Source organism: Arthrobacter oryzae (assembly GCF_037911235.1).
Lineage (GTDB): Bacteria > Actinomycetota > Actinomycetes > Actinomycetales > Micrococcaceae > Arthrobacter > Arthrobacter oryzae_E.
The window spans coordinates 15671-39981 of sequence record NZ_JBBLYW010000067.1 but is presented as its reverse complement, the minus strand read 5'-3'; the positions used below and the strand labels follow the sequence as shown (position 1 = coordinate 39981).

At 66.1% G+C, this 24311-nt stretch carries 19 protein-coding genes; 10 read left to right on the top strand and 9 right to left on the bottom strand.

The features are described from left to right. Nucleotides 1-15: 15 nt before the first annotated feature. From WMN78_RS19520 to WMN78_RS19505, 4 genes are all read right to left on the bottom strand, one after another. Complete coding sequence (locus WMN78_RS19520) at nt 16-1317, bottom strand: RNA polymerase sigma factor (RefSeq protein WP_340535418.1); 1302 nt, start codon at nt 1315-1317, stop codon at nt 16-18. 318 nt (nt 1318-1635) lie between these two features. Continuing rightward, nucleotides 1636-2925: a DUF4192 family protein gene (locus WMN78_RS19515; RefSeq protein ID WP_340535417.1), complete on the bottom strand. Its 1290-nt coding sequence runs from the start codon at nt 2923-2925 to the stop codon at nt 1636-1638. Nucleotides 2926-2994: 69 nt separating this feature from the next. Further along, nucleotides 2995-4326: an MFS transporter gene (locus WMN78_RS19510; protein WP_340535416.1), complete on the bottom strand. Its 1332-nt coding sequence runs from the start codon at nt 4324-4326 to the stop codon at nt 2995-2997. Between the two features lie 47 nt (nt 4327-4373). Continuing rightward, nucleotides 4374-5312: a PAC2 family protein gene (locus WMN78_RS19505; protein WP_340535415.1), complete on the bottom strand. Its 939-nt coding sequence runs from the start codon at nt 5310-5312 to the stop codon at nt 4374-4376. A 319-nt stretch (nt 5313-5631) separates the two neighbouring features. Between WMN78_RS19505 and WMN78_RS19500 the strand changes: the two genes are divergently transcribed. The 4 genes from WMN78_RS19500 to WMN78_RS19485 all read left to right on the top strand — a co-directional run bounded on the left by WMN78_RS19500 (nt 5632) and on the right by WMN78_RS19485 (nt 11200). After that, on the top strand, nt 5632-7158 hold the full coding sequence (locus WMN78_RS19500) for a leucyl aminopeptidase (protein ID WP_340535414.1): 1527 nt from the start codon (nt 5632-5634) through the stop codon (nt 7156-7158). 277 nt (nt 7159-7435) lie between these two features. Further along, nucleotides 7436-8818 carry a dihydrolipoyl dehydrogenase gene (gene lpdA / locus WMN78_RS19495; RefSeq protein WP_340535413.1) on the top strand — a complete coding sequence of 461 codons (1383 nt, stop codon included), beginning with the start codon at nt 7436-7438 and terminating at the stop codon, nt 8816-8818. Nucleotides 8819-8942: 124 nt separating this feature from the next. Further along, nucleotides 8943-10676, top strand: coding sequence for a 2-oxoglutarate dehydrogenase, E2 component, dihydrolipoamide succinyltransferase (gene sucB / locus WMN78_RS19490; protein WP_340535412.1), 1734 nt, complete (start codon nt 8943-8945; stop codon nt 10674-10676). A 173-nt stretch (nt 10677-10849) separates the two neighbouring features. Beyond that, a complete protein-coding gene (locus WMN78_RS19485; protein ID WP_340535411.1) occupies nt 10850-11200 on the top strand; it encodes a hypothetical protein in 351 nt (116 codons plus the stop codon). A 102-nt stretch (nt 11201-11302) separates the two neighbouring features. On the opposite strand, the gene WMN78_RS19480 is transcribed toward WMN78_RS19485, so the two are convergent. Then, entirely contained in the window at nt 11303-11692 is a 390-nt protein-coding gene (locus WMN78_RS19480) for a VOC family protein (RefSeq protein ID WP_340535410.1), read from the bottom strand. Between the two features lie 132 nt (nt 11693-11824). Here WMN78_RS19480 and WMN78_RS19475 point away from each other — a divergent pair, with 132 nt between their 5' ends. Then, on the top strand, nt 11825-12256 hold the full coding sequence (locus tag WMN78_RS19475) for an OsmC family protein (RefSeq protein ID WP_340535409.1): 432 nt from the start codon (nt 11825-11827) through the stop codon (nt 12254-12256). A gap of 149 nt (nt 12257-12405) precedes the next feature. Here the strand turns inward: WMN78_RS19475 and WMN78_RS19470 are convergent, their stop codons facing one another. After that, nucleotides 12406-15909 (bottom strand): S41 family peptidase, encoded by a 3504-nt coding sequence (locus tag WMN78_RS19470; protein ID WP_340535408.1) that lies wholly within the window; start codon nt 15907-15909, stop codon nt 12406-12408. A gap of 73 nt (nt 15910-15982) precedes the next feature. On the opposite strand from WMN78_RS19470, the gene WMN78_RS19465 reads away from it, so the two are divergent. Continuing rightward, nucleotides 15983-16879 carry a TIGR01777 family oxidoreductase gene (locus WMN78_RS19465; RefSeq protein ID WP_340535407.1) on the top strand — a complete coding sequence of 299 codons (897 nt, stop codon included), beginning with the start codon at nt 15983-15985 and terminating at the stop codon, nt 16877-16879. A 9-nt stretch (nt 16880-16888) separates the two neighbouring features. Here the strand turns inward: WMN78_RS19465 and WMN78_RS19460 are convergent, their stop codons facing one another. Continuing rightward, nucleotides 16889-18517 carry a serine/threonine-protein kinase gene (locus WMN78_RS19460; protein ID WP_340535406.1) on the bottom strand — a complete coding sequence of 543 codons (1629 nt, stop codon included), beginning with the start codon at nt 18515-18517 and terminating at the stop codon, nt 16889-16891. A gap of 104 nt (nt 18518-18621) precedes the next feature. On the opposite strand from WMN78_RS19460, the gene lipB reads away from it, so the two are divergent. From lipB to WMN78_RS19440, 4 genes are all read left to right on the top strand, one after another. After that, the gene (lipB, locus tag WMN78_RS19455; RefSeq protein WP_340535476.1) at nt 18622-19299 is read left to right on the top strand and encodes a lipoyl(octanoyl) transferase LipB; all 678 of its coding nucleotides are present in this window, start codon (nt 18622-18624) and stop codon (nt 19297-19299) included. Next, nucleotides 19296-20303, top strand: coding sequence for a lipoyl synthase (gene lipA, locus WMN78_RS19450; protein WP_340535405.1), 1008 nt, complete (start codon nt 19296-19298; stop codon nt 20301-20303). The genes lipB and lipA overlap by 4 nt, the downstream gene beginning before the upstream one ends. Before the next feature lie 89 nt (nt 20304-20392). Then, nucleotides 20393-21157, top strand: a complete 765-nt coding sequence (locus tag WMN78_RS19445; protein ID WP_340535404.1) for a DUF4191 domain-containing protein — start codon at nt 20393-20395, stop codon at nt 21155-21157. A gap of 120 nt (nt 21158-21277) precedes the next feature. Further along, nucleotides 21278-21640 (top strand): DUF3817 domain-containing protein, encoded by a 363-nt coding sequence (locus WMN78_RS19440; protein WP_340535403.1) that lies wholly within the window; start codon nt 21278-21280, stop codon nt 21638-21640. 59 nt (nt 21641-21699) lie between these two features. Here WMN78_RS19440 and WMN78_RS19435 read toward each other — a convergent pair whose 3' ends face one another. Both WMN78_RS19435 and WMN78_RS19430 read right to left on the bottom strand, forming a co-directional pair. Further along, the gene (locus WMN78_RS19435) at nt 21700-22695 is read right to left on the bottom strand and encodes an aldo/keto reductase (RefSeq protein WP_340535402.1); all 996 of its coding nucleotides are present in this window, start codon (nt 22693-22695) and stop codon (nt 21700-21702) included. A 122-nt stretch (nt 22696-22817) separates the two neighbouring features. Next, nucleotides 22818-24287 carry an MFS transporter gene (locus tag WMN78_RS19430; protein WP_340535401.1) on the bottom strand — a complete coding sequence of 490 codons (1470 nt, stop codon included), beginning with the start codon at nt 24285-24287 and terminating at the stop codon, nt 22818-22820. Nucleotides 24288-24311: the final 24 nt, after the last annotated feature.

The following is a 24311-nucleotide window of genomic DNA, read 5'->3' as shown; positions in this document are numbered from 1 at the left end:
ATGGGTGAATGCAGCCTAGTCCAGGTAGTCGCGCAGGACCTGTGACCGGGACGGGTGCCGCAGTTTGGACATCGTCTTTGATTCGATCTGGCGAATACGCTCGCGCGTGACTCCATAGACCTTGCCGATTTCGTCTAAAGTCTTCGGCTGTCCGTCGGTCAGGCCGAAGCGCATGGCGACAACACCGGCTTCGCGCTCGGACAGGGTGTCGAGCACCGAGTGCAGCTGCTCCTGCAGCAACGTGAAGCTGACCGCGTCGGCGGGAACAACGGCTTCGGAGTCCTCGATAAGGTCACCGAACTCGGAGTCGCCGTCCTCGCCCAGGGGCGTGTGCAGCGAGATGGGCTCGCGGCCGTACTTCTGGACTTCGACGACCTTCTCGGGGGTCATGTCCAGTTCAAGGGCCAGTTCCTCGGGCGTAGGTTCGCGCCCAAGATCCTGAAGCATCTGGCGCTGGACACGAGCCAGCTTGTTGATGACTTCCACCATGTGCACCGGGATGCGGATGGTGCGGGCCTGGTCGGCCATGGCACGGGTAATGGCCTGGCGGATCCACCAGGTGGCGTACGTGGAGAACTTGAAGCCCTTGGTGTAGTCGAACTTCTCGACCGCACGGATCAGGCCCAGGTTGCCTTCCTGGATCAGGTCAAGGAACAGCATGCCGCGGCCGGTGTAGCGCTTTGCGAGCGACACAACGAGGCGGAGGTTGGCCTCCAGCAGGTGGTTCTTGGCACGCTTGCCGTCGTGGATGACGAACTCGAGCTCGCGCTTGAGCTTAGGATCCATGGAGCCGTCGTCAGCCGCGATCTTTTCCTCGGCAAACAGGCCGGCCTCGATGCGCAGGGCAAGGTCAACTTCCTGCTCTGCGTTCAGCAGGGCAACCTTGCCGATTTGCTTAAGGTAGTCCTTGACGGGGTCGGCCGTGGCGCCGGCCGACATGACCTGCTGGACCGGGGCGTCGTCGTCGTCCGCATCGGAGTAGACGAAGCCTGAGCCGGTGGCTGCAGCGCCTGTCTTGCTGGCGGCTTCCTCCTCGCTCAGCTCCGACGGATCCGGAACGACGTCGTCCAGATCTTCATCCAGCTCAACGTCCTCTGCATCGTCGTCGGACTTGCCGGCAGCCTCAGCAGCAGCCTTGGCGCCGGGCTTGGGTCCGCGCTTCTTGGGTTCGGGTTTTGCGGGGGCGCCGCCCTCGGCTGCAGCAGCCTTATTGGCTGCACGCGTGGCGGCACGCTTGGCGCTCGTCGCCGCCTTCTTCTCCTCAGGGGACAATTCGGCCTGGTCGGCGGGTTCCTTCTTCGCGGAAGACGGGGTCACAGAAAACCTTTCTAGCGGCGGTCTGTGGAATCACCATACGGGCAACACCACTATGACCCTGTCAAGTCCGTGATTCACATCAGATGCGATCGCGGCCGGCAGAGTCATTAAGTAGAACTGCCGGAGCGGCCGTAATGTTCCCGTTTCCGGGCACCACTACACGCACCTGATTCACGGACCCAACCGGGTCTCGGCATCCATTGTCTCATGATTTTCCCAATCGGCGCCGCAGCGCAGTCCGCGGGCCCGAATGTTTCGACCGGGCAGCAGTCTGTCCGGCGTTACCCCGTCCGGCTCCGATTCCTCCGCGCCCCGCCGCTAGGCCGCATCCGTTTCGAACTTCTGCCACGCCGCATCACGGCGCCCGGCCCACCCGCACAATGTCCCCCGGCTGACGACTTCTGACAGGAGTTCAGCGAGCCGGTATCCGGGATGCTCAGCGGCGGCCCGTTCCAGCAGGGCATGCGCAAACGAACCCCGGCCGCGGCACCACTCAATCCAGCCCCGTCCCGTCAGCGCCGCCGCGCCGCCCTCTCCGCCGCCGGCCGCACCGAGCTGCTGCAACACCCGCTCCAGGGCCCGCATCCGCTCCCAGCGCGGCGACCGCGGCGCCAGCCCCAGCAGCACTTCCCCGTAACCTGGAACCGGGTAGGCGGCATCGTCTTCCGGGCCCGCCGCCGGCAGTCCGTCAAGTAGCGGCGACACCACGGGCAGGCCTGCGTCCGGCTCGAAGATGCCGAACTCCTCAGCGCCCTGCTCCGCTGCCGTCCGGCCCGCCGCACTCATCACCAGCACCGCGTCCCGCCAATGGGGTATGCGCAGGGAGGCCCGGAGGTACCCGGCCAGCCCGGCCGGCAGGGTCCCTTCCGGTTCGGCCGCCAGCACACAATCCCAGACATCCATGATCCTGGCGAACTGGGAGCGGCTCCCCCGAAGTGCGGCAAATTCGCCGGCCCATCGATGCTCCGATGCCAGTACCGCAGCATCGGCCGGTGCCGTGACTGGCGAGGCATTGGCGGCGGACGAGGGGTCCTCGCCCACACTGCTCCCCCTGAACACCATCTCGGCGTTGAGCCTGCTGTCCCGGATTTCATCCACGGAGCGGCCGGGAAGCGGGCAGCAGGACTGATCAAAACAGTAGGCATTCCGCCAAAAGTCGTCGCCGACGAACCAGGCATCACGGACCGGCCTCCCGGAGGATTCCAGTTCGATCTCCAGGGCTGCCAGAAGCCGTCCAAGAGGTCCTGCCGCTGCGGCTGCAGCGGGGACGGATCCCGGAGCGGGGCCCGTCCGGTCAATCCACCCGTCGTTGCTGAAAAGCACCAGGAGCGTTCCGTCCGCGTCGTGGTCCGCCTCAAGGTAGTCCCGAACGGTGCTGGAAAACCGGCTGAGCCCGGCTTCAGTGTCGAGCACGGGCAGGTCGACGCGGAGGGTGGCGCCCAGCCGCTTGCCCTGCATGGTCATCGCCACCAGGCTGTCGGCGGGCCAGTAGCCAAGGGAGTGGGGAATGAAGCCCAGGATGTCCTCAGGGCCGGTAACGGTCAGTCGTTCCGGGGTCGGTGGTTCCGGGGTCGGTAGTTCCGGGGTCGGTAGATCGGGAGATGTCATGCATCCAGACTGGAACGGCCGGCGCTTCGGGGTAAGAACCAACCTTTGCTATGTGGAAAGCCGGATCCGCTACTCCCCGCGGCGGCGCTCCAGGTTGCGTCGGCGCTGCTGCGCGAGGGCTGTCAGCAGCGGCGGCACCACGACGCCCTGGGCAGCCATCTGGCGCCGTACCTTCCGGCGGGTGGCGATGATTGCGGCGGCGCCCATTCCGATCAGCACAAACTGGACGCTCAGCGCGATCCGGAAGGGGTCGAGGCCGTACAGCTCGCCCCGGGAAAACCCGGTGGCATGGAGGACGTCGAGCACCACGCCCACGAGGTAGATGGCCACGAGCGCCGCAATGAATCCGCCCACGTTGACGATTCCCGTGGCCGTTCCAATCCGGTGGGCAGGATTGAAGGTGCGCGCAAAGTCGAAGCCGATCATGGATCCCGGCCCGCCGATGGCCAGCACCACAACGAGCCCGGCAAGCATCCACAGCGGCGAGCGGCCCGGCATGAGCAAGACGGCTGCCCAGGCAGCGGCCGTGGTGGCTGCGATCAGGAGCACCATCGTGGAGCGTCGGAGGGGGTGCCGGGAAACGAACCTGCCGATCAGCGGACCGGCCGCGATGGCTGCGGCAACGTAGATGGACATCAGGCCGGAGACTGCGCCGGCATCGAGTCCCTGGGCGGAAATCAGGAACGGGTATCCCCACGTCATGGCGAACACCGTGCCGCTGAACTGGATGGTGAAGTGGCTCCAAAGCCCGAGCCTTGTGCCGGGCTGCCGCCAAGCGGTGGAGAGTGAGATGCCGGTGGCCCTGAGTCCCTGGCCGGGTCCGGGACTGGCGTGGCCCGGCGGGTGGTCTTTCAGCACGGCCAGCACCAGGACGACGGCGAGCGCGGACATCGCCGCAAGGGTCAGGAAGGCGGGGGTCCAGCCGGCCGAATGGAGGATCAGTGCAAACGGGACCACGCTGAAGAGCTGCCCGAGCTGGCCGGACATTCCGGTCAGCTGCGTGATGAGAGGCACCCTGGCCGGGGCGAACCACAGCGGAACCAGCCGGATGACGGATATGAACGTCATTGCGTCCCCGGCGCCGACCAATACCCGGCCGAGCACGCCGCCGGGTATGTTGTCCGCAAACGCCAGCTGGAGCTGGCCCAGGCCCATGAGCACGGCTCCCCCGGCGATCATGGTCCGCGATCCCAGGCGGTCAACGAGGACTCCCACCGGGATCTGCAGGCCTGCATAGACCAACAGCTGAAGAACCGTAAAGAAGGAGATCTCCGCTGCCGTGGCGTGGAACCGCTCGGTCGCTTCAAGGCCCACGACGCCAAAGGACGTGCGCTGGCTGACTGCTACAAGATACGCGAATATACCGACGGTCCAGATGAGCCAGGCGCGCGGTGCAGTCACCTCTCCATTATGCCCGCTGGCGGGATAAGTCCTATTTATTGACGGGGCTACTGGCCGGGCTCTTCGCGGGCGAGATAGGCCTCCACCGCCGCGCCGAGCGCATCAGCGTTGGGCAGTTCATCGTTTTCATCCGCCAGCAGGGAACGCCGCACCGTCCCCTCAGCCTTCTCGTCATAGCGGGTCTCGAGGCGTGAAACCACCTGCTGCACTTCTTCCGAAGCCTCAAGCTGCTCGGCGATCTGCCGGCCGACTTCGCGGCCGGACTCCCGCAGCCGGTCAGTCGGCAGCACCAGCGAGGCGGCCGCCCCAAGATACTCAAGCCCGGCCACGGCCGCGTTGGGGTATTCGGCTTCGGCGAGGTAATGCGGGACGTGGATGACGTATCCGGCGATGTTGCGGCCTGCTTCGGTGAGGCGCAGTTCGAGGATGTGGCCCACCGCGGCGGGGACCTCCACTGTAGGTTTCCAGACCGAAATGCCTTCGATGAGCTCGGGGCGGTTGCCGTGGACAGTGACGCCCACCGGCCGGGTGTGGGGAACGGGCATCGGGATCGAGTGGATCCACGTCACGAGGTTCACGTCGAGGTGCTCCACGATCCGGACGACGGCGCGCGCGAACCGCTCCCACTGGAGGTCGGGCTCAAAGCCGGCCAGGAAGAGGAACGGCTTGCCCAGCCCGTCGACCAGCCGGTACAGGGCAAGGGTAGGGGCCTGGTAGTCCTGGAGGTGGTCCTCCACAAACGTGACGTGCGGACGGCGCGAGCGGTAGTCCATCAGCTGGTCGGCGTCGAAGACTGCTACGACCTCCGAGTCGAGCGTGTCCAGCAGTTCGGCAGTAATCTGCTTGACCACATGGCCGGCGTCCGCAAATCCCGTGAAGCCCATCACGAGATTGAGCCCGCGGAGGGCCGGGTCGTCGAACAGCTCGGCATTGCTCACATAAAGAGCATCGGGGTCCAGCAGGGAGCCGGAAATCCGTTCTAGCACGGCATGTTCCTTTCGAAGTGGCGGCGGAGGCGGGATCGGCAGCGCTATGGGCGGGGTGATCCGGGCAGATCCGCCGGATATGTCGTACAACGCACCGGCCGTCCGAAGCATTCCGGCAGCGAACCGCATGAGGACGATGTGCTGCAGGTCTCATAAGATTCAGCGCCGCAGGTGCGGAGAGACTACGATCGAAACTGGCCCTACGGACGGCCTTGCAGACACCGGGTTGCGTCTCAAGCCGACGACGGCCCGTTCCCGGGGCGGGGCGCCCAACATGCGCTTCCTGCCGAAAATCACAGAGAATTGAGGACTGATCCTCGTGGTCAAGAATACTGAAATCAAACTTAGCGTCATTGCCCGTGACGTTAAGAAGTCGCCCACGGACGCCCTGGTCATTGGAGTGGCGCAGGGTCCCGACGGTCCCGTGCTGCTGGACAACCCGCTGTCGGCCAAGTCCGCCGAGGCTGTCGCGGAGTCCTTGAAGGTTCTTGGCCTCACCGGCGCAGCCGACCAGGTCCACAGGCTGCCGGGCCTTCCGGAAGCCGGCGCCTCCGTCCTGGTACTCGCCGGAGTCGGCAAGCCCGGCGCCGGACGCAAACTCACCGAAGAGTCGCTGCGCCGCGCCGCCGGCTCCGCTGTCCGCCAACTGGCAGGACTCACCACGGTGACACTGGCCCTTCCGACGGCGTCCCTCGCCGACGTCGCCGCCATCGCCGAAGGCGCCGCCATGGGCTCGTACTCGTTCAGCGAGTACCGGTCAGCAGCCAACGGCCGCAAGGACCCGGTCAAGAACGTGGTGATTTTCACCGATTTCGCCGCCGACAAGGACCTGCAGCCGGTTCTTAACCGGTCGGCCCTGATCGGCAAGGCCGTCAACGCCACCCGCTCCCTGGTCAACCAGCCGCCGAGCCACCTGTTCCCTGAGTCCTTTGCCGATGCCGCCAAGGAACTCTCCAAGGGCCTGCCGGTCAAGGTCACCGTCTGGGACGAGAAGCGCCTCGAGAAGGAGGGCTTCGGCGGGATCATGGGTGTCGGCAAGGGATCCACTAGGCAGCCGCGCCTGGTCAAGGTGGAGTACGCGCCCGCGAAGGCCACCGCCAAGATCGCGCTTGTGGGCAAGGGCATCACCTTCGACACCGGCGGCATCTCGATCAAGCCCGCCCTCGGCATGGGTGACATGAAGAGCGATATGGCGGGCGCCGCCGTCGTACTTAACACCGTGCTGGCGATCGCAGGCCTTGGCCTTCCCGTTAAGGCGACCGCGTGGCTGTGCATTGCCGAAAACATGCCTTCCGGTGCCGCGCAGCGCCCGGCCGACGTCCTCACCATGTTCGGCGGCAAAACCGTCGAGGTGCTTAATACGGATGCCGAGGGCCGGCTGGTCATGGCCGACGGCATCGTGGCCGCCAGCCAGGAGTACCCGGACGCCATCATCGACGTCGCCACCCTCACGGGTGCACAGCTGATCGCGCTCGGCAACCGCACGGCCGGCGTCATGGGCTCGGACAGCGTGACCGGACCGCTCAAGGCCGCGGCGGACCGCGCCGGCGAGCTCGTGTGGCCGATGCCCCTGCCGGAAGAGCTCCGCGCGAGCATTGATTCCGAGGTTGCGGATCTGGCCAACATCGGCGAACGCCACGGCGGCATGATGACCGCTGCGGTGTTCCTGCGTGAGTTCGTCGGCAAGGGCAAGGACGGCGAGCAGATCCCGTGGGCCCACATCGACATCGCCGGCCCGTCGTTCAATAACGGCAGCCCTTACGGCTACACCCCCAAGCAGGGCACCGGCTGCACTGTCCGCACCCTGGTGGCTTACGTCGAAGACGTACTGGCGGCTTCTGCGTAACTGCTTCCGCCTCACCGGCTATCAGCAGGGCCGGTGAGGCCGTCCGCGGCTTTGTGGCGGGTCCGTGATTCCTCCGCCACAAAGCCGCGTGACACTGGACACAAGCGCTCCACAAACACCGTGACAAGGTGGAGCATGGATAAGTGGTTCGCTAAGGTGAACTGCGGTAGTCACAAATGCAAGAGAACCGGCCTGCTGGCATAATCACGGGCAGAGCAAGTTCCAAGACCAGATGATGCGTACTCTCGTGTCATCGTTCACGCGAGGGAGCGTCTAAGTGGCCGATCAGGCAACTGCGCAAGAATTCGACATCCTGGTACTCGGCGGTGGCAGCGGCGGATACGCCACGGCCCTCCGCGCCGTTCAGCTTGGCCTCACTGTTGGCCTCGTGGAGAAGGGGAAGCTCGGCGGCACCTGCCTGCACAACGGCTGCATCCCCACCAAGGCGCTCCTGCACTCTGCGGAGCTCGCCGACCACGCCCGCGATTCCGCAAAGTACGGCGTCAACGTCACGCTGGACAGCATCGACATGAGCGCTGTCAATGCTTACAAAGACGGCATCGTCGCCGGCAAGTTCAAGGGCCTCCAGGGCCTGATCAAGTCCAAGGGCATCACCGTCATTGAAGGTGAGGGCAAGCTGCAGGGCACCGACACCGTCGTCGTGAACGGCACTGCCTACAAGGGCAAGAACATTGTCCTCGCCACGGGTTCCTACTCCCGCACCCTGCCGGGCCTGGAAATCGGCGGCAAGGTCATCACCTCCGACGAAGCCCTCGTCATGGACACCATCCCCAAGAGCGCCATCATCCTGGGCGGCGGCGTGATCGGCGTCGAGTTCGCTTCAGTCTGGAAGTCCTTCGGCGTGGACGTCACCATCGTTGAAGGCCTGCCGTCGCTGGTCCCGAACGAGGACGCTGCGATCGTCAAGAACTTCGAGCGCGCATTCAAGAAGCGCGGCATCAAGTTCTCCACCGGCGTCTTCTTCCAGGGCGTTGAGCAGAACAACGACGGCGTCAAGGTCACCCTCGTCGACGGCAAGACCTTCGAAGCCGACCTGCTCCTCGTGGCTGTCGGCCGCGGACCGGTCACCGCCAACCTCGGCTACGAAGAGGCCGGCATCACCATCGACCGCGGCTTCGTCATCACCAACGAACGCCTGCACACCGGCGTCGGCAATGTCTACGCCGTGGGCGACATCGTCCCCGGCGTCCAGCTGGCGCACCGCGGCTACCAGCAGGGCATTTTCGTGGCCGAGGAGATCGCGGGCCTGAAGCCGGTCATCGTTGAGGACGTCAACATCCCCAAGGTCACCTACTCCGAGCCTGAGATCGCCACTGTTGGCTACACCGAAAAGGCCGCCAAGGAGAAGTTCGGCGACGACCAGGTGGAAACCCAGGAATACAACCTCGCCGGCAACGGCAAGAGCTCCATCCTCGGCACCGGCGGCATCGTCAAGCTGGTCCGGCAGAAGGACGGCCCCGTGGTGGGCGTCCACATGATCGGATCCCGCATGGGCGAGCAGATCGGCGAAGCACAGCTCATCGTGAACTGGGAAGCATACCCGGAGGACGTGGCACAGCTGCTGCACGCCCACCCGACCCAGAACGAGGCCCTCGGCGAGGCCCACCTTGCCCTCGCGGGCAAAGCCCTCCACGGCTAGAAATCCCCCGTACCACCGCAAGAACCCTGAGCTTAGTGCACCCGGCCTGATCCGCAGGGTGCACTAAGCTCGAACACGGCAGCAATCATCCGCACTAAAGATCAATAAGGAGAACGGGGACGACATGTCTGAATCCGTTAACTTGCCCGCCCTCGGTGAGAGTGTCACCGAAGGAACCGTCACCCGCTGGCTCAAGCAGGTAGGTGACCGGGTAGAGGTGGACGAGCCGCTGCTCGAGGTTTCCACCGACAAAGTAGACACCGAAATCCCCTCTCCGATTGCTGGCGTGATTGAGGAAATCCTCGTCGCCGAAGATGAGACCGCCGAAGTCGGCGCTCCGCTCGTCCGCATTGGTGACGGCTCCGGTTCCGCCGGCGCTTCCGAAGAGGCTGCGCCCGCCGCCGAAGAAGCACCGGCCGAAGAAGCACCCGCCGAGGAGGCCCCCTCCACCGAGGCTCCCGCACCGGCTGAAGCCCCGGCCGCCGAAGCAACCCCCGCAGCTTCCGGCGAAAGCCACGAAGTAACCCTTCCCGCCCTCGGCGAATCCGTCACCGAAGGCACCGTGACCCGCTGGCTCAAGGCCGTCGGCGACTCCGTCGAGGTTGACGAGCCCCTCCTCGAGGTGTCCACCGACAAGGTGGACACCGAGATCCCGTCGCCGGTTGCCGGCACGCTGCAGGAAATCCGCGTCAACGAAGACGAGACCGCCGAAGTCGGGTCCGTCCTTGCCGTCATCGGTTCCGGCGCCGCCGCACCCGCCGCAGCACCGGCAGCCCCGGCTCCCAAGCAGGAAGCGCCCGCTGCCGAGGCCCCCAAGCAGGAGGCTCCTGCTGCTGCACCCGCAGCTCCGGCCGCAGCGCCCGCCAAGGAAGAAGCACCGGCTGCTCCCAAGCAGGAAGCCCCGGCAGCAGAATCCGCCGCTCCGGCCGAGTCCGGCTATGTCACTCCCCTGGTGCGCAAGCTCGCCAACCAGCAGGGCGTGGACATCTCCTCACTGACCGGCACCGGCGTGGGCGGCCGTATCCGCAAGCAGGACGTGCTGGCCGCCGCTGAGGCCAAGGCCGCGCCGGCTGCAGCCGCACCGGCACCGGCTGCGTCCGCAGGGGCAGCACCGGCAAGTGCAGCCGCCTCGTCCCTGCGCGGCACCGTGCAGAAGGCACCGCGCATCCGCCAGGTCATCGCCCGCCGCATGCGTGAGTCCCTGGACATCTCCACGCAGCTGACGCAGGTCCACGAAGTGGACATGACCAAGATCGCCAAGCTGCGCGTCAAGGCCAAGAACTCCTTCCAGGCGCAGAACGGCGTGAAGCTGACCTTCCTGCCATTCATCGCCAAGGCGGTCGCGGAAGCGCTGAAGCAGCACCCGAAGGTGAACGCTGCCTACGACGAAGACAAGCAGGAAATCACCTACCACAACGCCGAGCACCTGGCCATCGCCGTGGACACGGACAAGGGCCTGCTGGTTCCGGTCATCTCCGACGCCGGCAGCCTGAACCTGGCCGGTCTGGCAGGCAAGATCGCAGACGTGGCAAGCCGCACCCGCGACGGCAAGATCGGCCCGGATGAGCTGTCCGGCGGAACGTTCAGCATCACCAACATCGGTTCGGTCGGTGCACTGTTCGACACCCCGATCATCAACCAGCCGCAGGTTGGCATCCTCGGCACCGGTGCGATCGTCAAGCGCCCCGTGGTGGTCACCGACGAAAACGGCGACGACTCGATCGCCATCCGCTCCATGATGTACCTCTCCCTGACGTACGACCACCGCCTGGTGGACGGCGCCGACGCAGGACGTTTCCTGCAGACCCTCAAGGCACGCCTTGAGGCCGGCGCCTTCGAGGCGGACCTGGGACTGTAGTCTCCCGGCAGGGAACAAACAGCAGGGACAACAGCTTCAACAACGACGGCGGCGCAGGCACCGGTGGTTATCACCGGAAGGCCTGCGCCGCCGTCGTTTGGTTACCAAATCGTCGCCTTCCCGTCCCGCGGGGCTTACTACGAAGCGTAGAACCGTCTGGCTAGACTGGGCCCATGGACATCGTTTACAACATCATGGTCTTCCTGCACATCGTCGGCGCAGCCATGATTGTCGGCATCTGGATCGGCAACATGAAAAAGCCCACCGTGCATCCGCGCCAATTCGACGGCGCAGCCCTGCAGCTCATCACAGGCATCGTGATGATGGGGCTCATCCCGGCACTGGACATGGAAGCGAACTACTTCAAGCTAGGCATCAAATTCGCCATCGCGCTGGCCGTCGCGGTCCTGGCCTTCATGGGCCGCCGGAAATACAAGAAGGACGAGCCGGTCAGCAAGGGCCTGGCGCACAGCGTTGGCGGTCTTGCGCTGCTCAACGTGGCCATCGCCACCCTCTGGCAGTAAGCAAAGTACCCTCACGACGACGGCGACGCTCCCCGGCCGGGGAGCGTCGCCGTCGTCGTTCCCGCCGGTCGTTCCCGCCGGGCATGCACAGCAAGTCCCCCGTCAGTCACGGGCAATGCAGAATTCGTTCCCTTCAGGATCATGCATGACGTCCCAGTGGAAATCACCGATGTCATGTCCTTCCACAAACACGGCGCCCAGCGCTTCAGCATGGGCGCGGAGGCTGTCGGGGTCCGGGCCATGCACATCAAGGTGCAGCCGCCGCCGTCCCGGAGTGGCATCGGGCACCTCCTGGAATGCCAGCTGCGGCGCTCCGGGAGATGCGGGCTTGAGCCAGACGAACTGGTCAAAGCGCGCGGAAACGGTGGTTCCCAGCAGCGCCGCCCAGAAGGTCGCAAGTTTGTCGGCGTTTCCGGCATTGACCATGATGGCGGCGATCCTCGCCTGCGGTGAAGTGCCGGCGGCCCGATCCCTGCGGCGTTGAGTTCCCATTGAGCCAGTGTAGACAGTCATAATCCTCTGACAGCGGACAGCCCGTGCGCGGCGGCTCCTGAATCCCTAGGATTGATCCGGAAGGTTCGGGCGGAAGCCCGGACCGGATCGAATCTAAGCTGAGGAGTGGATATGGCAGCAACACGCACCGCGCACACCGTATGGAACGGCGACCTGTTCGAGGGGTCCGGCAACACCACGCTGGACAGCTCCGGACTGGGCACCTACGCCGTTACGTGGAAGGCCCGCACCGAACAGGCCGAAGGCAAGACCAGCCCCGAGGAACTGATTGCAGCAGCGCACTCGGCCTGCTTCTCCATGGCCTTCAGCAACATGCTGGCGCAGGCCGGCCACACTCCGGAAGAGGTCCACACCAAGGCGGACGTGACCTTCAAGCCGGGCACCGGCATCACGGGCAGCCACCTGACGGTGAACGCCAGGATCCCGGGCATCTCGGAAGACGAATTCCAGAAGATCGCAGCGGAAGCCAAGGTCGGCTGCCCCGTCTCCGGCGCCCTGGCAAGCATCGACATCACCCTGGACGCCACGCTCGCGGCTTCCTAGCCCGGACCGGCCGGGCACAGGCTGCCCGGTCGCAGGCGCAGCGCGGCCGCTCCCGAGTGATGCCGCACCGCCGCACGGCAAAGGCCCCGCTCGTTCCCCTGGTTATGGGGGAAAGAGCGGGGCCTTTGTTTGTCCGGGAGCCCGCCGGCTCAGTCCTTGCGGGTGCGGGCCGGCAGTGGTGCCGGCAGCAGCCGCCGGTAGCCTTCACGTAGCGGGGGCCGGTCCGTGGGAAGCTCCTGGATCATTTCCTTGAGGGCGCCGATGCCGTACTCGAGCTGGGGGTCCCTGCCGGCGGCATAGGCGTGCGGCGGGAATGTCACCTCAATGTCCGGCGTCACGCCATAGTTTTCGACACCCCAGCCCACGCCGCCGCCGAACCAGGTGGCGTAGCGCGGCTGCGTCACTCCGGTGCCGTCCGCGAGGGAGAAGCGGTTGTCGATGCCCACCACGCCGCCCCAAGTCCGGGTGCCGATGACCGGCCCGATCCCGCGCAGCTTGGACACCTGGGTGATGATGTCCCCGTCCGAGCCGGCAAATTCGTCAGTCAGGATGACCACCGGTCCGCGGGGCGCGTGGTGGGGGTACGTCCGGGGCCTCTCCCCGCGGGGCATGCTCCAGCCGGTCACCTTGCGGCCAATAAGTTCGGCAACAAGCTGGGACGTGTGCCCGCCCCGGTTGCGCCGGACGTCCACGATCAGTCCGTCCAGTGCAGTTTCCGTGTCCAGGTCGCGGTGGAGCTGGGCCCAGCCGTTGGCCAGCATGTCCGGGATGTGGAGGTAGCCGTACGTTCCGCCGGAAGCCTCACGAACTGTCCTGCGGTTGCCCGCAACCCACTCCTGGTACCGCAGGCGTTCCTCGTCCTTGGCCGGCACCACGGCAATGCGGCGCTGCCTGCCCGCAGCCTCGCCGTGCGCGGCACCGTTGCGCAGGGTCAGCTCCACGGCCTTCCCGGCGGCACCGACAAGCTGCATGGCGGGCGTCAGCGTTTCGGACAGTTCCACGCCGTCGATGGCCAGCAGGATGTCCCCCGCCTTGGCGTCTGCCCCCGGCCTGGTCAGCGGCGAGGTTGCGAGCGGGTCCGAAGACTCCCCCGCCAGGATACGGGTGATTTCCCAGCCCGCCCCGGTGAACGCCAGATCCGCGCCCAGGCGGCCCTGCCCGTTGCTGCCGTTTTCGGTGACAGCGGCCGGACGGACATAGGCGTGGGACGTACCCAGTTCGCCGTGAAGCTCCCACAGCAGGTCCACGAGGTCGTCATGCGAGCCCAGCCTGTCCACGAGGGGACGGTAGCGGCGGTGCACTGATTCCCAGTCCTGCCCGGCCATGTCCTCGGTCCAGAAGAAGTCACGCTGGAGCCGCCATGCCTCGTCAAATGCCTGGCCCCACACGCTCAGCGGGTGCAGGAGCACACGGATCCGGCTGACGTCCACCTTCACCAGCTGGCCGGAAACTTCGTCGCCTTTCGCATCGGCGGGCGTCACGCGGATCTGCTTGTCCTGCAGGAAGACCACTTTCCGTCCGTCACCGGAGACCCGGTAGCTGTCCAGCGCGTCCACGATGGTGGCTGTTTTGCGCTTGGCCATGTCGAAGCGCACGAGGCTGGGTGCTGCGTCCTTATCGTCCGTACTGGCCCGCCCGTCGCCGGTGACACCGGCCAGGGCGTTGTCCAGCCAGAGCAAGGCGCCCGGGGTGGCCTCGAGTGCGGAGTAGTTTCCCTGCGGCACCGGTACGCCGATCACGCGGTGGGCCAGCCCGTCAGGGTCCACCCGGACGGCGGGCACGCCGGAGCGCGCGGCACTCGGCGCGTTTCCGCTTCCGGCATCCGCGGCGTCCCCGTCAGAGCCGTCCGTTTCGTCGTTTGGCACGTCAGCAAGGTCCACCGAGGGGCCAAACGGCGACGGCGTGTCCGCAGCAAGGGCCACCAGATATGGCTTGATGGGGCTCGGGAAGGACAAGTCAAAGGAGTGTCCGTCGTACACGGGGTCAAAGCTCCGGTTCGACAGGAACGCGATGAACTTGCCGTCCGGAGTGAACGACGGCGACGCGTCGCGGAAGCGTCCGTCCGTGACGTCCACGATCCGGAACTCCGGATCGTGGACCTTAACAATCCGAAGCCGGCTCCGTGAGCCAAAGGAAGTGACCGGTTCGGACCAGCCGAGCCAGGCCGAGTCCGGGGACCAGCACAGCCCGTCGATGGTGCCCTCGCCGATGCTGGTGACAAGCCTGATGGTCCCGGTCCGCGTGTCGGCCAGGTAGACCTCGCCGAAGGATGTCCCGATCGCAAGGGTGCGGCCGTCCGGGCTGGCCTCCATGGCACTCGCCCGCGTGGCCTTGGGGAAATTGATCTTCTGCAGCCGCGCGTTACCGGCGCCGCCGGCCGGGACGGCCGCGTCCTCCGGGGCACCTCCCGCTACGTCGCTTCCGCCTACGGGGCTGTGCTCGGCGCCGTGCTCCGCGGCGCGTGTGGTCCCCGATGCCGGCACGGGCTTTGGCAGGGAGGCTCCTGATTCCTGCCCGACGGCCTGCCGGGGTTGCGGGGCCGGTGCCGCCTGCGCGCCGGCCAGTTGCGGAGCGATTTCGTTGATGTACAGGGCCTCCGCGCCATCGTGGTCGGCAACATAGGCAATACGGCCATCATTCAGCGGCCGCGGCAGGCGGGCGCGAACGCCGGGTGTGGCTTCCACAATCCGCGACGGTCCGTCCTTGTGGCGGAGCCAGTGGATGGTGCCGTGCGCCTCCACCGCACTGGAGGAGCCGGTGCGGTCCGGAATCACACCGCCAAGGTGGCGGGTGGTCTTCAGGAGCGCCGGCCTCCGCCCCTGGGAGGCCGATCCCAGCGAAATGTCCAGTTTTATTGGTTCCGATTCCAGGTCGGGGACCAGCCACAGCTCGCCGGCGGATTCGAACACCACCCGCTTGCCGTCAGTGGCGGCATGGCGCACGTAGAAGTCTTCGTGATCGGTGTGGCGGCGCAGCCCCGTGCCGTTCGGAAGCACCGAATACAGGTTCCCGTAGCCCTCATGGTCGGAAAGGAAAGCAACCCGCCCCTCAACCCACATGGGATCCGCGAGGTTGCCGTCCAGTTCGGGGACAAGGCGTTCGAACTCCCCGTTGCCGTCGGCGTCGATCCAGAGCTTGCCGGCGGTTCCGCCGCGGTACCGCTTCCACCAGGCCGGCTCGCGCGAGAGCACACTGGACACGATCACCGGGCGTTCATCGCCGTTCTCCGGGCCGAACGCCACGGACTCAACCGGCCCGAAGGCCAGTTCCTCGGACCAGCCGCCCTCCAGCGGAACACTGTAGGCGTGCGTGTGGCGGCTTTCGGCCTGCCGGAAGGCGCTGGTGACCAGCACATCGCCACCAGCGGTGAAGCCTTTGACCCGGGTGGACGCATGGCCGAAGTAGGTCAGCTGGCGGTACCCTCCGCCGTCGACATCCGCGGTGACAACCTCGGGCGCTGTCCCCTGCACTACCGTCCACACCAGCCGCTTGCCGTCGGGCGTGAAGCGGGGGTTCCTGGCGGGTAGCTGAAGGGACGAAACCCGCCACGCGCGGCCTCCGTCCAGGGGCGCTATCCAGACGTCGTCCTCGGCCACGAAGGTGACCAGATCGCCGTGCAGATGCGGGAAACGAAAGTAGCTCGAAGAGGTCATCGTTAGATCATAGTCAAAGTCGGTAGGCCGGACGGGAGGTTCCGCCGCCGTGCCGGGCATGGTGAGATGGATCATGCGAATCATCATGGCCGGCGCCTCCGGCCTCATCGGCAGCCACATGTCCGCCCACCTTCGGTCGGACGGCCATGATGTGATCCGCCTGGTGCGACGGGTGCCGGCAGGTGCAGACGAACTACGCTGGGATCCGGCATCCGGACAGCTTGATCCCGGCCATCTTGAGGGCGCGGACGCCGTGATCAACCTGGCAGGGGCCGGCATCGGAGACCGGCCGTGGACCCGGGCCCGCATCGACGAGCTGTTCCGCTCGCGGCTGGACCCCACCCGGACCCTGGCGGCCGCCATGGCGGTAGTGGACCAGCCGCCCAAGGTCTTCGTCAGCCAGTCAGGATCCAACTACTACGGCGACCGCGGCGCCGCGGTACTGAACGAGCATTCCCCGAACGGCTCGGGAATCATGGCCCGGATCTGCCGGGAGTGGGAAGCCGCCGCGCAAGAGGCTCCCGCCGGTGTTCGTGTTGTGACTCCCCGGACGGGCGTTGTCCTCAGCAGGTCGGGAGGCGCACTGGGACGCCTGCTGCCATTGCTTCGGCTGGGCATTGGGGGGCCGCTGGGGAATGGCAGGCAGTGCTGGCCCTGGATTACGTTGCCGGACGTGTCCTCGGCTTTCACCTTCCTGCTTGCCGCCCCCTTGTCAGGGCCGGTCAACGTCTGCGCCCCTGAGACTGCGGACGTCAACGCCCTTGTGGCCCGCCTCGCGGCAGCGCTCCACCGCCCGGCCCTCTTCCGGGTACCAGCGCCGGTGCTGCGGTTGGTCATGGGCAAGCTGGCCGACGAGCTCCTGCTGGGCAGCCAGCGCATGGAGCCCGCGCGGCTCGCCGGGGCCGGATTCGAGTGGAAGCATCCCTCGCTGGAACAGGCCACTGCCTGGGTCACCGGCAAGGACCAGTAACAGGAGCGGCTAGGCCGCCGGGAGGATCTCCTGGATCCGCCAACGACCGCCGTCACTGACCAGGACAAGGCGCAGCCGTTGCTCCGGACCAGCCGGTTCCACGGCCACGATATTGCCTCCGGCGTCCGTCTCCCGGTATGCCGAAGTGGCCGCGGTGATTGCTACAACTGTCCGTGAATCCGAACCTCCCGGCTCTTCCTCCGCATATGTGAGGGTGGTGCCGAAGCCTGCCAGGACATGGCCCGTTTCCCTGAGCCTTCCGCCGATTCTGGCGTCGGCAACGGCTGCCGGAGAGTTCTCCAGATTGACTTCGTCCAGCATCTCGAGTTCCCCTGAGCTCAGCGCGGCCGACCGTATCCCCGCCAAGCCCCGAACAGCCAGTTCGGGCTCTGCGGAGAGCGCCAGTTCCCGGACCTCCGCCGGAACCGACGTAATGGCGGGCCCCGAGAGGACGTCTGTCACCGGCACCGACGGCGCGGAGACCGATCCGGACGCAGCCTCTTTCCGTGCGTCCAGCTCCGGCCCCGCCAGGAACCCCACTGACGCGATCCCCGCGCAGGCGAGGGCAGCGACCGCGGCACCAATCCACCGACGGTTTCGCCCGGCGTGCCGCCCCGGCGTACGGCGCACGCACCGGACGCGGCCTCCCGAGCTGACCAGCCGGCGGCGCCAAACGCGGAGCTTGGCTGCCATTTTCGCCGCCCTTCTGGAACCGCGTGACAGAGGAACGTTCCGGCGTGTCAGCAGCCGGGGAAGCACCGTGGGGTGGACCGCGCCGGACAGGTCCACCGGGGCTGCGTCCGCACTGCGATAAACAGCCGCTGCGAACTCCAGGGCTGTCGGCCGCTCCCGCCGGTCCTCTTTAAGGCCTGCCTCCAACGCCGCGGCAAGGGCCGCTGGCACGCCCGGAACCAGAAGCGACAGCGGCGGACGGTCCGGGCCGCGCTCAGGCGCCTTCCCGGTCAGGCAGTACCACCCGATGGCGGCCGCCGAATAGACATCCCGCTCAGGCTGGAGCCCTGCCCGTAGCGCGTCCACGGGTGCCGGGTCCATAAAGCCGTCGGTGCCGGCCGGAGAAGCATCCGCTGCGTCGCCAACCATGCGCGTGACGCCGAGGTCCCCCAGCAGGGGCTTGCCGTGGGCAGTGAACAGCACGTTGCCCGGGGCAACATCCGAGTGCATGAAGCCCTTGCCATGCAGGTAGCCCAGCACCTGGGCGATGGGCGTCAGGACGGTCACGGTTTCACCCACGCTCAACGGGCCGCGGCAGCTGACCAGCTGGGCCAAGGATCCGCCGGCCGCATAATCCATAACCAGCCCCAGGCTGCCGTCCGCTGCACCTCGGAGCCTGACGACATCGTGCGCTTTCACCAGGTGGTCGTGGTCCAGTGCGGAAAGAATCCGCAGTTCGCGGCGAACGGCGTCTTCGGTGTCCCCGTGCTCCCTGCCGGGAACACCGACGTCGGACCCGGACGGCGGACGGTTCTCCACCGGGTCAAAGCACTTCAGCGCAAACTCCCGCAGACTGCCCGCCTCCCGAACCAGCCACACGCTCGCGCTTCCCCCGCGGCCAAGTTCACGCCCGACCTCATAGCCGGAAACCTCCGGAGCCCCGCCGCCATGCTCGAATTTCTCCATACCCAAGGAATAGCGGAATCGGCAAAATCCCGCAGAAGTTATCCACAGGCTACGCAGTGAGAGGTTAAGCACAGAATCAGGCACGACGGCGGACGGGGTCTAAGCTGGATGCCATGACTCTTGAGTTTTCCACGCTGGGTCTTGCTCCGGATTTCGTTGATTACATGAAGGGCTGGGAGATCCAGCGCGAACTCCATGACAAAGTCGTCGCAGCTGAAGCGCCCAGCACAGTCCTGCTCCTTGAGCATGCCGCCGTCTACACGGCCGGCAAGCTCACAGAAGACCACGAACGGCCGTTCGACGGAACCCCCGTCGTCGCCGTGGACCGCGGCGGCAAACTGACCTGGCACGGGCCCGGCCAGCTGATCGCCTATCCGATCCTCAAGCTGAAAAACCGGTCCGGCATCCGCGACTACGTTGAGCGGCTCGAAGCCGTCATGATCGCGGTCATGGCGGACTACGGCATCAAAGCTGAGCGGATCAAGGGACGCGCAGGCGTCTGGATCAAAGCTGACAGCAAGGGGCCGGACCGCAAGATCGCCGCAATCGGCATCCGGGTCCTGGACGGGGTCACAATGCATGGCATCGCCATCAACTGCAGCAATGACCTTTCACCCTATGCGCAGATCATTGCCTGCGGCATCACGGACGCGGGCGTCACCACGATGTCGCTCGAGGCCGGCACGACCATCGCCCCCGCGGACATCGCGGACCGGGTCGTGGAGGAATTCCGCAAGCACGAAGAAGCACTCGTTTCAAACCCCGAAGGAGCTCTACTGTGACACTGGCACCAGAAGGCCGGAAGATGCTGCGCATTGAGCAGCGCAATGCGGCCACACCGGTGGAGCGCAAGCCGGAGTGGATCAAGGCCAAGGTCCAGATGGGCCCGGAGTTCGTCCAGCTCAAGAACCTGGTCAAAAAGGAAGGCCTCCACACTGTGTGTGAGGAGGCAGGCTGCCCGAACATCTTCGAGTGCTGGGAAGACAAGGAAGCCACCTTCCTGATCGGCGGCTCCGAGTGCACCCGGCGCTGCGACTTCTGCCAGATCGACACCGGCAAGCCCTCCCCGGTGGACATGTTCGAACCCACCAAGGTGGCCCGCTCGGTCCAGGCCATGCAGCTGCGCTACGCCACCGTCACCGGCGTGGCCCGGGACGACCTCGCCGACGAGGGCGTCTGGCTCTACGCCGAAACGGTCCGCAAGATCCACGAACTGAACCCGGGCACCGGCGTCGAACTCCTGATCCCGGACTTCTCCGGCAAACCCGGGCACATCGAGGCGATCTGCGACTCCAAGCCCGAGGTGTTCGCGCACAACGTCGAGACCGTGCCGCGGATCTTCAAGCGCATCCGCCCCGCGTTCCGGTACGAGCGGTCACTTGACGTCATCACGCAGGGCCGGAACCTGGGCATGGTCACCAAGTCCAACCTGATCCTGGGCATGGGCGAAACCCGCGAGGAAATCTCCGAGGCCCTCCGCGACCTGCACGAGGCCGGCTGCGACCTGATCACCATCACCCAGTACCTGCGCCCGTCCGAACGGCACCTGCCGGTGGACCGCTGGGTCAAGCCGCAGGAATTCGTAGACCTGCAGCAGGAAGCGGACGAGATCGGCTTCCTCGGGGTCATGAGTGGCCCGCTGGTCCGCTCCTCCTACCGTGCCGGCCGGCTCTGGGCCACCGCGATGCGCAAGAAGGGCTGGGAAATCCCGGCCGAACTCGCGCACATCGAAAGCTCCGGCAGCACCCGCCAGGAAGCCAGCTCCCTCATCGCAGCACACCATTAGGACCTTTCGTAACATTTATGCCTGAGGGCCGGCACCGGAGCATTCCGGCGTCCGGCCCTCAGGCATAAATCACGTAGAATTAAGGCACTATGGCGAATTCCCCTGATTCCAGCAAACCGACTCCGGCAGCCTCTGACGCTCCGAAGCGTGGCCTCTTCTCTCGCAAGCCGAAGGAAGCCAAGGTCAAGAAGCCCAGCAGGCTGAAGCAGATCAACGAAGTCTTCCAGATGACGCGCCGCCACGATCCCATGGTGGTCTGGTTGATGCTGCTTGCCTTCCTTGGAGTCGTAGCAGTCAGCTTCCTGGTGGGCTTCCTCCTCGAAAACTGGATCACGGGCCTGATCATCGGCATCCCCCTCGGTCTGCTTGCCGCCACCCTTATCCTTTCGCGCCGCGCTGAGCGCGCCGCTTTCGCCCAGATCGAGAACCATCCCGGCGCCTCCGGCGCTGTCCTGGGCACGCTCAAGCGCGGCTGGATCACCGAAGACCAGCCGGTTGCCGTCAACCCGCGCACCCAGGACGCAGTATTCCGCGCCATCGGCCGTCCCGGCGTCGTCCTTGTCAGTGAAGGCCCCACCCACCGTGTTCGGCCCCTCGTCGACGCTGAACGCAAGCGCCTGGCACGCATCCTGCCCAACGTTACGGTCCACTGGATCGAGAGCGGCCGCGGTGAGGGCCAGGTTCCCATCAGCCAGGTCGCCAAAAAGATGAACAAGCTGGACAAGGAACTCACCAAGCTTGAGGTGAACGCCGTATCGAAGCGCATTTCGTCGCTGGGTAACCGCCTCCCCATCCCCAAGGGAATCGATCCCTACAAGGCCCGGCCGGACCGCAAAGCAGCGCGCGGCCGCTAACAGCACAGGCAACGCCCCGGACATCGGCCATCTGGCCGGCAACCGGGGCGTTTGCTTTGGGCCGCCCGCCAGCACCGCCGAAGTGCCGTCAGAAGAAGCCTCAGAAGAAACCGGAGTACCGTGAAACTTCCCTCGAAATCAACCGTCATCCGCGTCTTCCGGATTCTCGCCGTCGCCGAAGCCTTCAGCTGGGCGGCTCTCCTGACCGGAATGTACTTCAAATGGGTGGCCAGGACCTCGGAGTTGGGGGTGGAGATTGCCGGCCCGATTCACGGGGCGTTGTTCATCGCTTACGGCGTAACGGCACTGGCCCTGTGGCGGCTGCAGCGGTGGCCCTTTCGCGTCGCCTTCTTCGCCGGATTCTCCGCGGTATTTCCCTTTGCCACGGTCCTGTTCGAGCGCTGGGCAGGCAGGCGCGGTTACCTGACGGCGGCGGGCGCCGACCAGCAGGCAGCCAAGGAGCACCAGACCGCGGGCGTCTAAGCCAATCCAGGCAGGCCCTGCCGGCGGACTGCCAGCGGAGCTATGATTCCCGGGCAGGGTTAGCGGTCGCGGTCGATCGCGGCGTCAAGGCCTGCCGAGAGCGGTGCACCGACAAGGTCGAAGGCGGCGAGTGCTTCGTCAATTCGCCGGAGGTCGTGCGCGGTGAGTTCGAGATCGGCCGCCGGAAGGTTATCGTCCAAGTGCGCGATCCGGGTGCCACCGGGGATCGGCACTACCCACGGTTTCTGGGCCAGCAGCCAGGCCAGTGCGATTTGAGCCGGGGATGCACCCTTTTCGGCGCCGAATTGCTTGAGGAAGTCGATGAGGGCGAAGTTCGCCTCGATCGCTTCGGGAGTGAAGCGCGGGAAGTCGGCCCGGAGGTCGTCCGGGTTATCAAACCGCATGCCTCTGGTAATGCCGCCGGTGAGGAATCCCTGACCGAGGGGTCCCCAGGCGACAAGTCCGATCCCGAGCTCCTCGCAAACCTCGAACTTCGTGGTTTCGGGCTCCCGCATCCACAGTGAGTAGTGGTCCTGGATGACGGCGATTGGTTGGACGGCGTGGGCGCGGCGGATGCTTGTTTCGCTCGCCTCCGAGAGTCCGAAGTGCCGTACTTTGCCCTCGTCGATGAGTTCCTTAACGGTGCCCGCGACGTCCTCCATCGGGACGCTCGGGTCGACTCGGTGCTGGTAGAGCACGTCGATGTGGTCGGTCCGCAGCCGGCGCAGAGAGGCGTCGACGACATCCCGGATGTGTCCGGGGCGGCTGTTGAGTCCGACCGTTTCGCCGTTGTCGTTGATGTCGAACCCGAACTTGGTGGCTACCAGAACGTTGTCGCGGATCGGCTGCAGCGCTTCGCCGACGAGTTCCTCATTGACATAGGGGCCGTATCCTTCTGCGGTGTCGAAGAGGCTGACGCCGCGTTCGGCGGCGGACCGGATGACGGCAAGTGCTTCGGTTCGGTCGGTGGCGGGGCCGAGGCCGAAACTCAGGCCCATGCAGCCAAGGCCGATGGCTGATGTCTCAAGGCCACCGCCGAGCTTGCGTGTTTTCATGGGAGTTTTCCTTTGTGTTGTTGAATGCGTGGGTCGAAGGGGGAATGAAGGCTTGTCCTTCAGGACGCGGAAGGAGTGGGTCCAGGTGTCCGGAGGACCTGGGGACCAGGCTCTCCAACAGCTCAGCGGACGCGCTCGGCCTCCGGTACGGGCACGGCCTCCGGTACGGGCACGGCCGTCCGGAGTACCCTGGTGCGGCGGGCAGCCAAGTCCGCGGGCAGAATGAGGGCTACGGTGACGGCCAGGGCAAGGAGCAGGAGGACACTCCCTGTCGTGAGGGCGACGCTGACCTGCGAGGCCAGTTGCGCTATGGCAGAACTCGTGGTCGGGACGGTCGCTGCGGCAGCGACGGCGATACCAAGCCCGAGGCAGGTTCCCGCCTGATGAAAGGTGTTCACCAGGCCCGATGCCGCGCCGGCATCTGCCGCGGGAGCGCTGATGATGCCGAACGAGGTCAGCGGCGCGAAAGCGAGGCCCTGACCGGCGCCGATGAGGATCATAGGCAGAGCCACACCAGTCAGGTATGGGGAGTCGACTCCGACTCGGCTGAGCCAGAACATCCCGGCAAGAGTGGTCAGGATGCCTGCCACGAGTGGAATGGAACCCGGCATCCGCCCTGCCAGCCGCGGGATGCTCATCGCGACGGCGAAGTTGACCGCCGTCATGGGGAGGAATCCGATGCCGGCCTGCAGCGGGTCGAAGCCCAGCACTTCCTGCAGGAACTGGGTGGTGAAGAAGAAGAACCCGATCATCGCGCCCAGGTACAGGAACCGGGCAAGGTAGGCGCCGGTGCGACGGCGGCTCGCGAACAGCCGCAGCGGCATGATCGGCTGTGCCGCCCTGCGCTCGATCAGGACGAACGCGATCAGGAGCACGACGCCGGCACTCATGGCCGTGACCGTGACCGGGGAAGTCCATCCCGCTTCGACGGTGTTGATGATGCCGAACACGAGGGCGCCGACACCCAGTGTGGCGCTGAGCGCGCCGAATACGTCCAAGCGGCCGCGTGCCCGGCCTGTTTCCGGGATGAACCGCGGTGCGAGTGCGATCATCGCCGCGCCAATGGGCACGTTGACGAAGAACCCGGCCCGCCAGGAGATCCAGTGGGCCAGCGCCCCGCCGATGACCAGCCCCAGGCTGGCGCCAATCCCGGCGGTCGCACCGTACAAAGCGACGGCCCGGGTGCGCTCACGGCCTTCCGGGAAGCTCGCGGTGAGCAGGGACAGCGAGGCGGGTGCCACGATTGCCGCCCCGATACCCTGGATCGCGCGGCCGGCGATCGCCCACCAACCTGCCGGGGCCATTCCGATCAGCAGGGACGCGATCGAGAACACCACCAGCCCGAACACGAAGACCCGCCGGCGTCCGAACAGGTCTCCTGCCCGGGCGCCGAGGAGCAGCAGGCCGCCGAAGACCAGCGTGTAGGCATTCTGAACCCAGGAAAGCTCCCCGGTGCTCAGCATCAGGTCTTCCTGCAGGCTCGGCAGGGCAGTGAAGATGACTGAGTTGTCCAGCAGGATCACGAAGTAGCTGACGAGGATGATCGCCAGGATCGCTGCCTGGCGGGGAGCGGTTGCGGGTTCAGGTTTCATGCTTTCAATGCAACCTTGATTCCT

Bases quoted from the DNA above. Each gene is read 5' to 3' on its own strand.
- WMN78_RS19515 (WP_340535417.1), bottom strand. From the start codon at position 2,925: ATGACATCTCCCGATCTACCGACCCCGGAACTACCGACCCCGGAACCA.
- sucB (WP_340535412.1), top strand. From the start codon at position 8,943: ATGTCTGAATCCGTTAACTTGCCCGCCCTCGGTGAGAGTGTCACCGAA.
- WMN78_RS19485 (WP_340535411.1), top strand. From the start codon at position 10,850: ATGGACATCGTTTACAACATCATGGTCTTCCTGCACATCGTCGGCGCA.
- WMN78_RS19480 (WP_340535410.1), bottom strand. From the start codon at position 11,692: ATGGGAACTCAACGCCGCAGGGATCGGGCCGCCGGCACTTCACCGCAG.
- WMN78_RS19475 (WP_340535409.1), top strand. From the start codon at position 11,825: ATGGCAGCAACACGCACCGCGCACACCGTATGGAACGGCGACCTGTTC.
- WMN78_RS19470 (WP_340535408.1), bottom strand. From the start codon at position 15,909: ATGACCTCTTCGAGCTACTTTCGTTTCCCGCATCTGCACGGCGATCTG.
- WMN78_RS19465 (WP_340535407.1), top strand. From the start codon at position 15,983: ATGCGAATCATCATGGCCGGCGCCTCCGGCCTCATCGGCAGCCACATG.
- WMN78_RS19460 (WP_340535406.1), bottom strand. From the start codon at position 18,517: ATGGAGAAATTCGAGCATGGCGGCGGGGCTCCGGAGGTTTCCGGCTAT.
- WMN78_RS19445 (WP_340535404.1), top strand. From the start codon at position 20,393: ATGGCGAATTCCCCTGATTCCAGCAAACCGACTCCGGCAGCCTCTGAC.
- WMN78_RS19435 (WP_340535402.1), bottom strand. From the start codon at position 22,695: ATGAAAACACGCAAGCTCGGCGGTGGCCTTGAGACATCAGCCATCGGC.
- WMN78_RS19430 (WP_340535401.1), bottom strand. From the start codon at position 24,287: ATGAAACCTGAACCCGCAACCGCTCCCCGCCAGGCAGCGATCCTGGCG.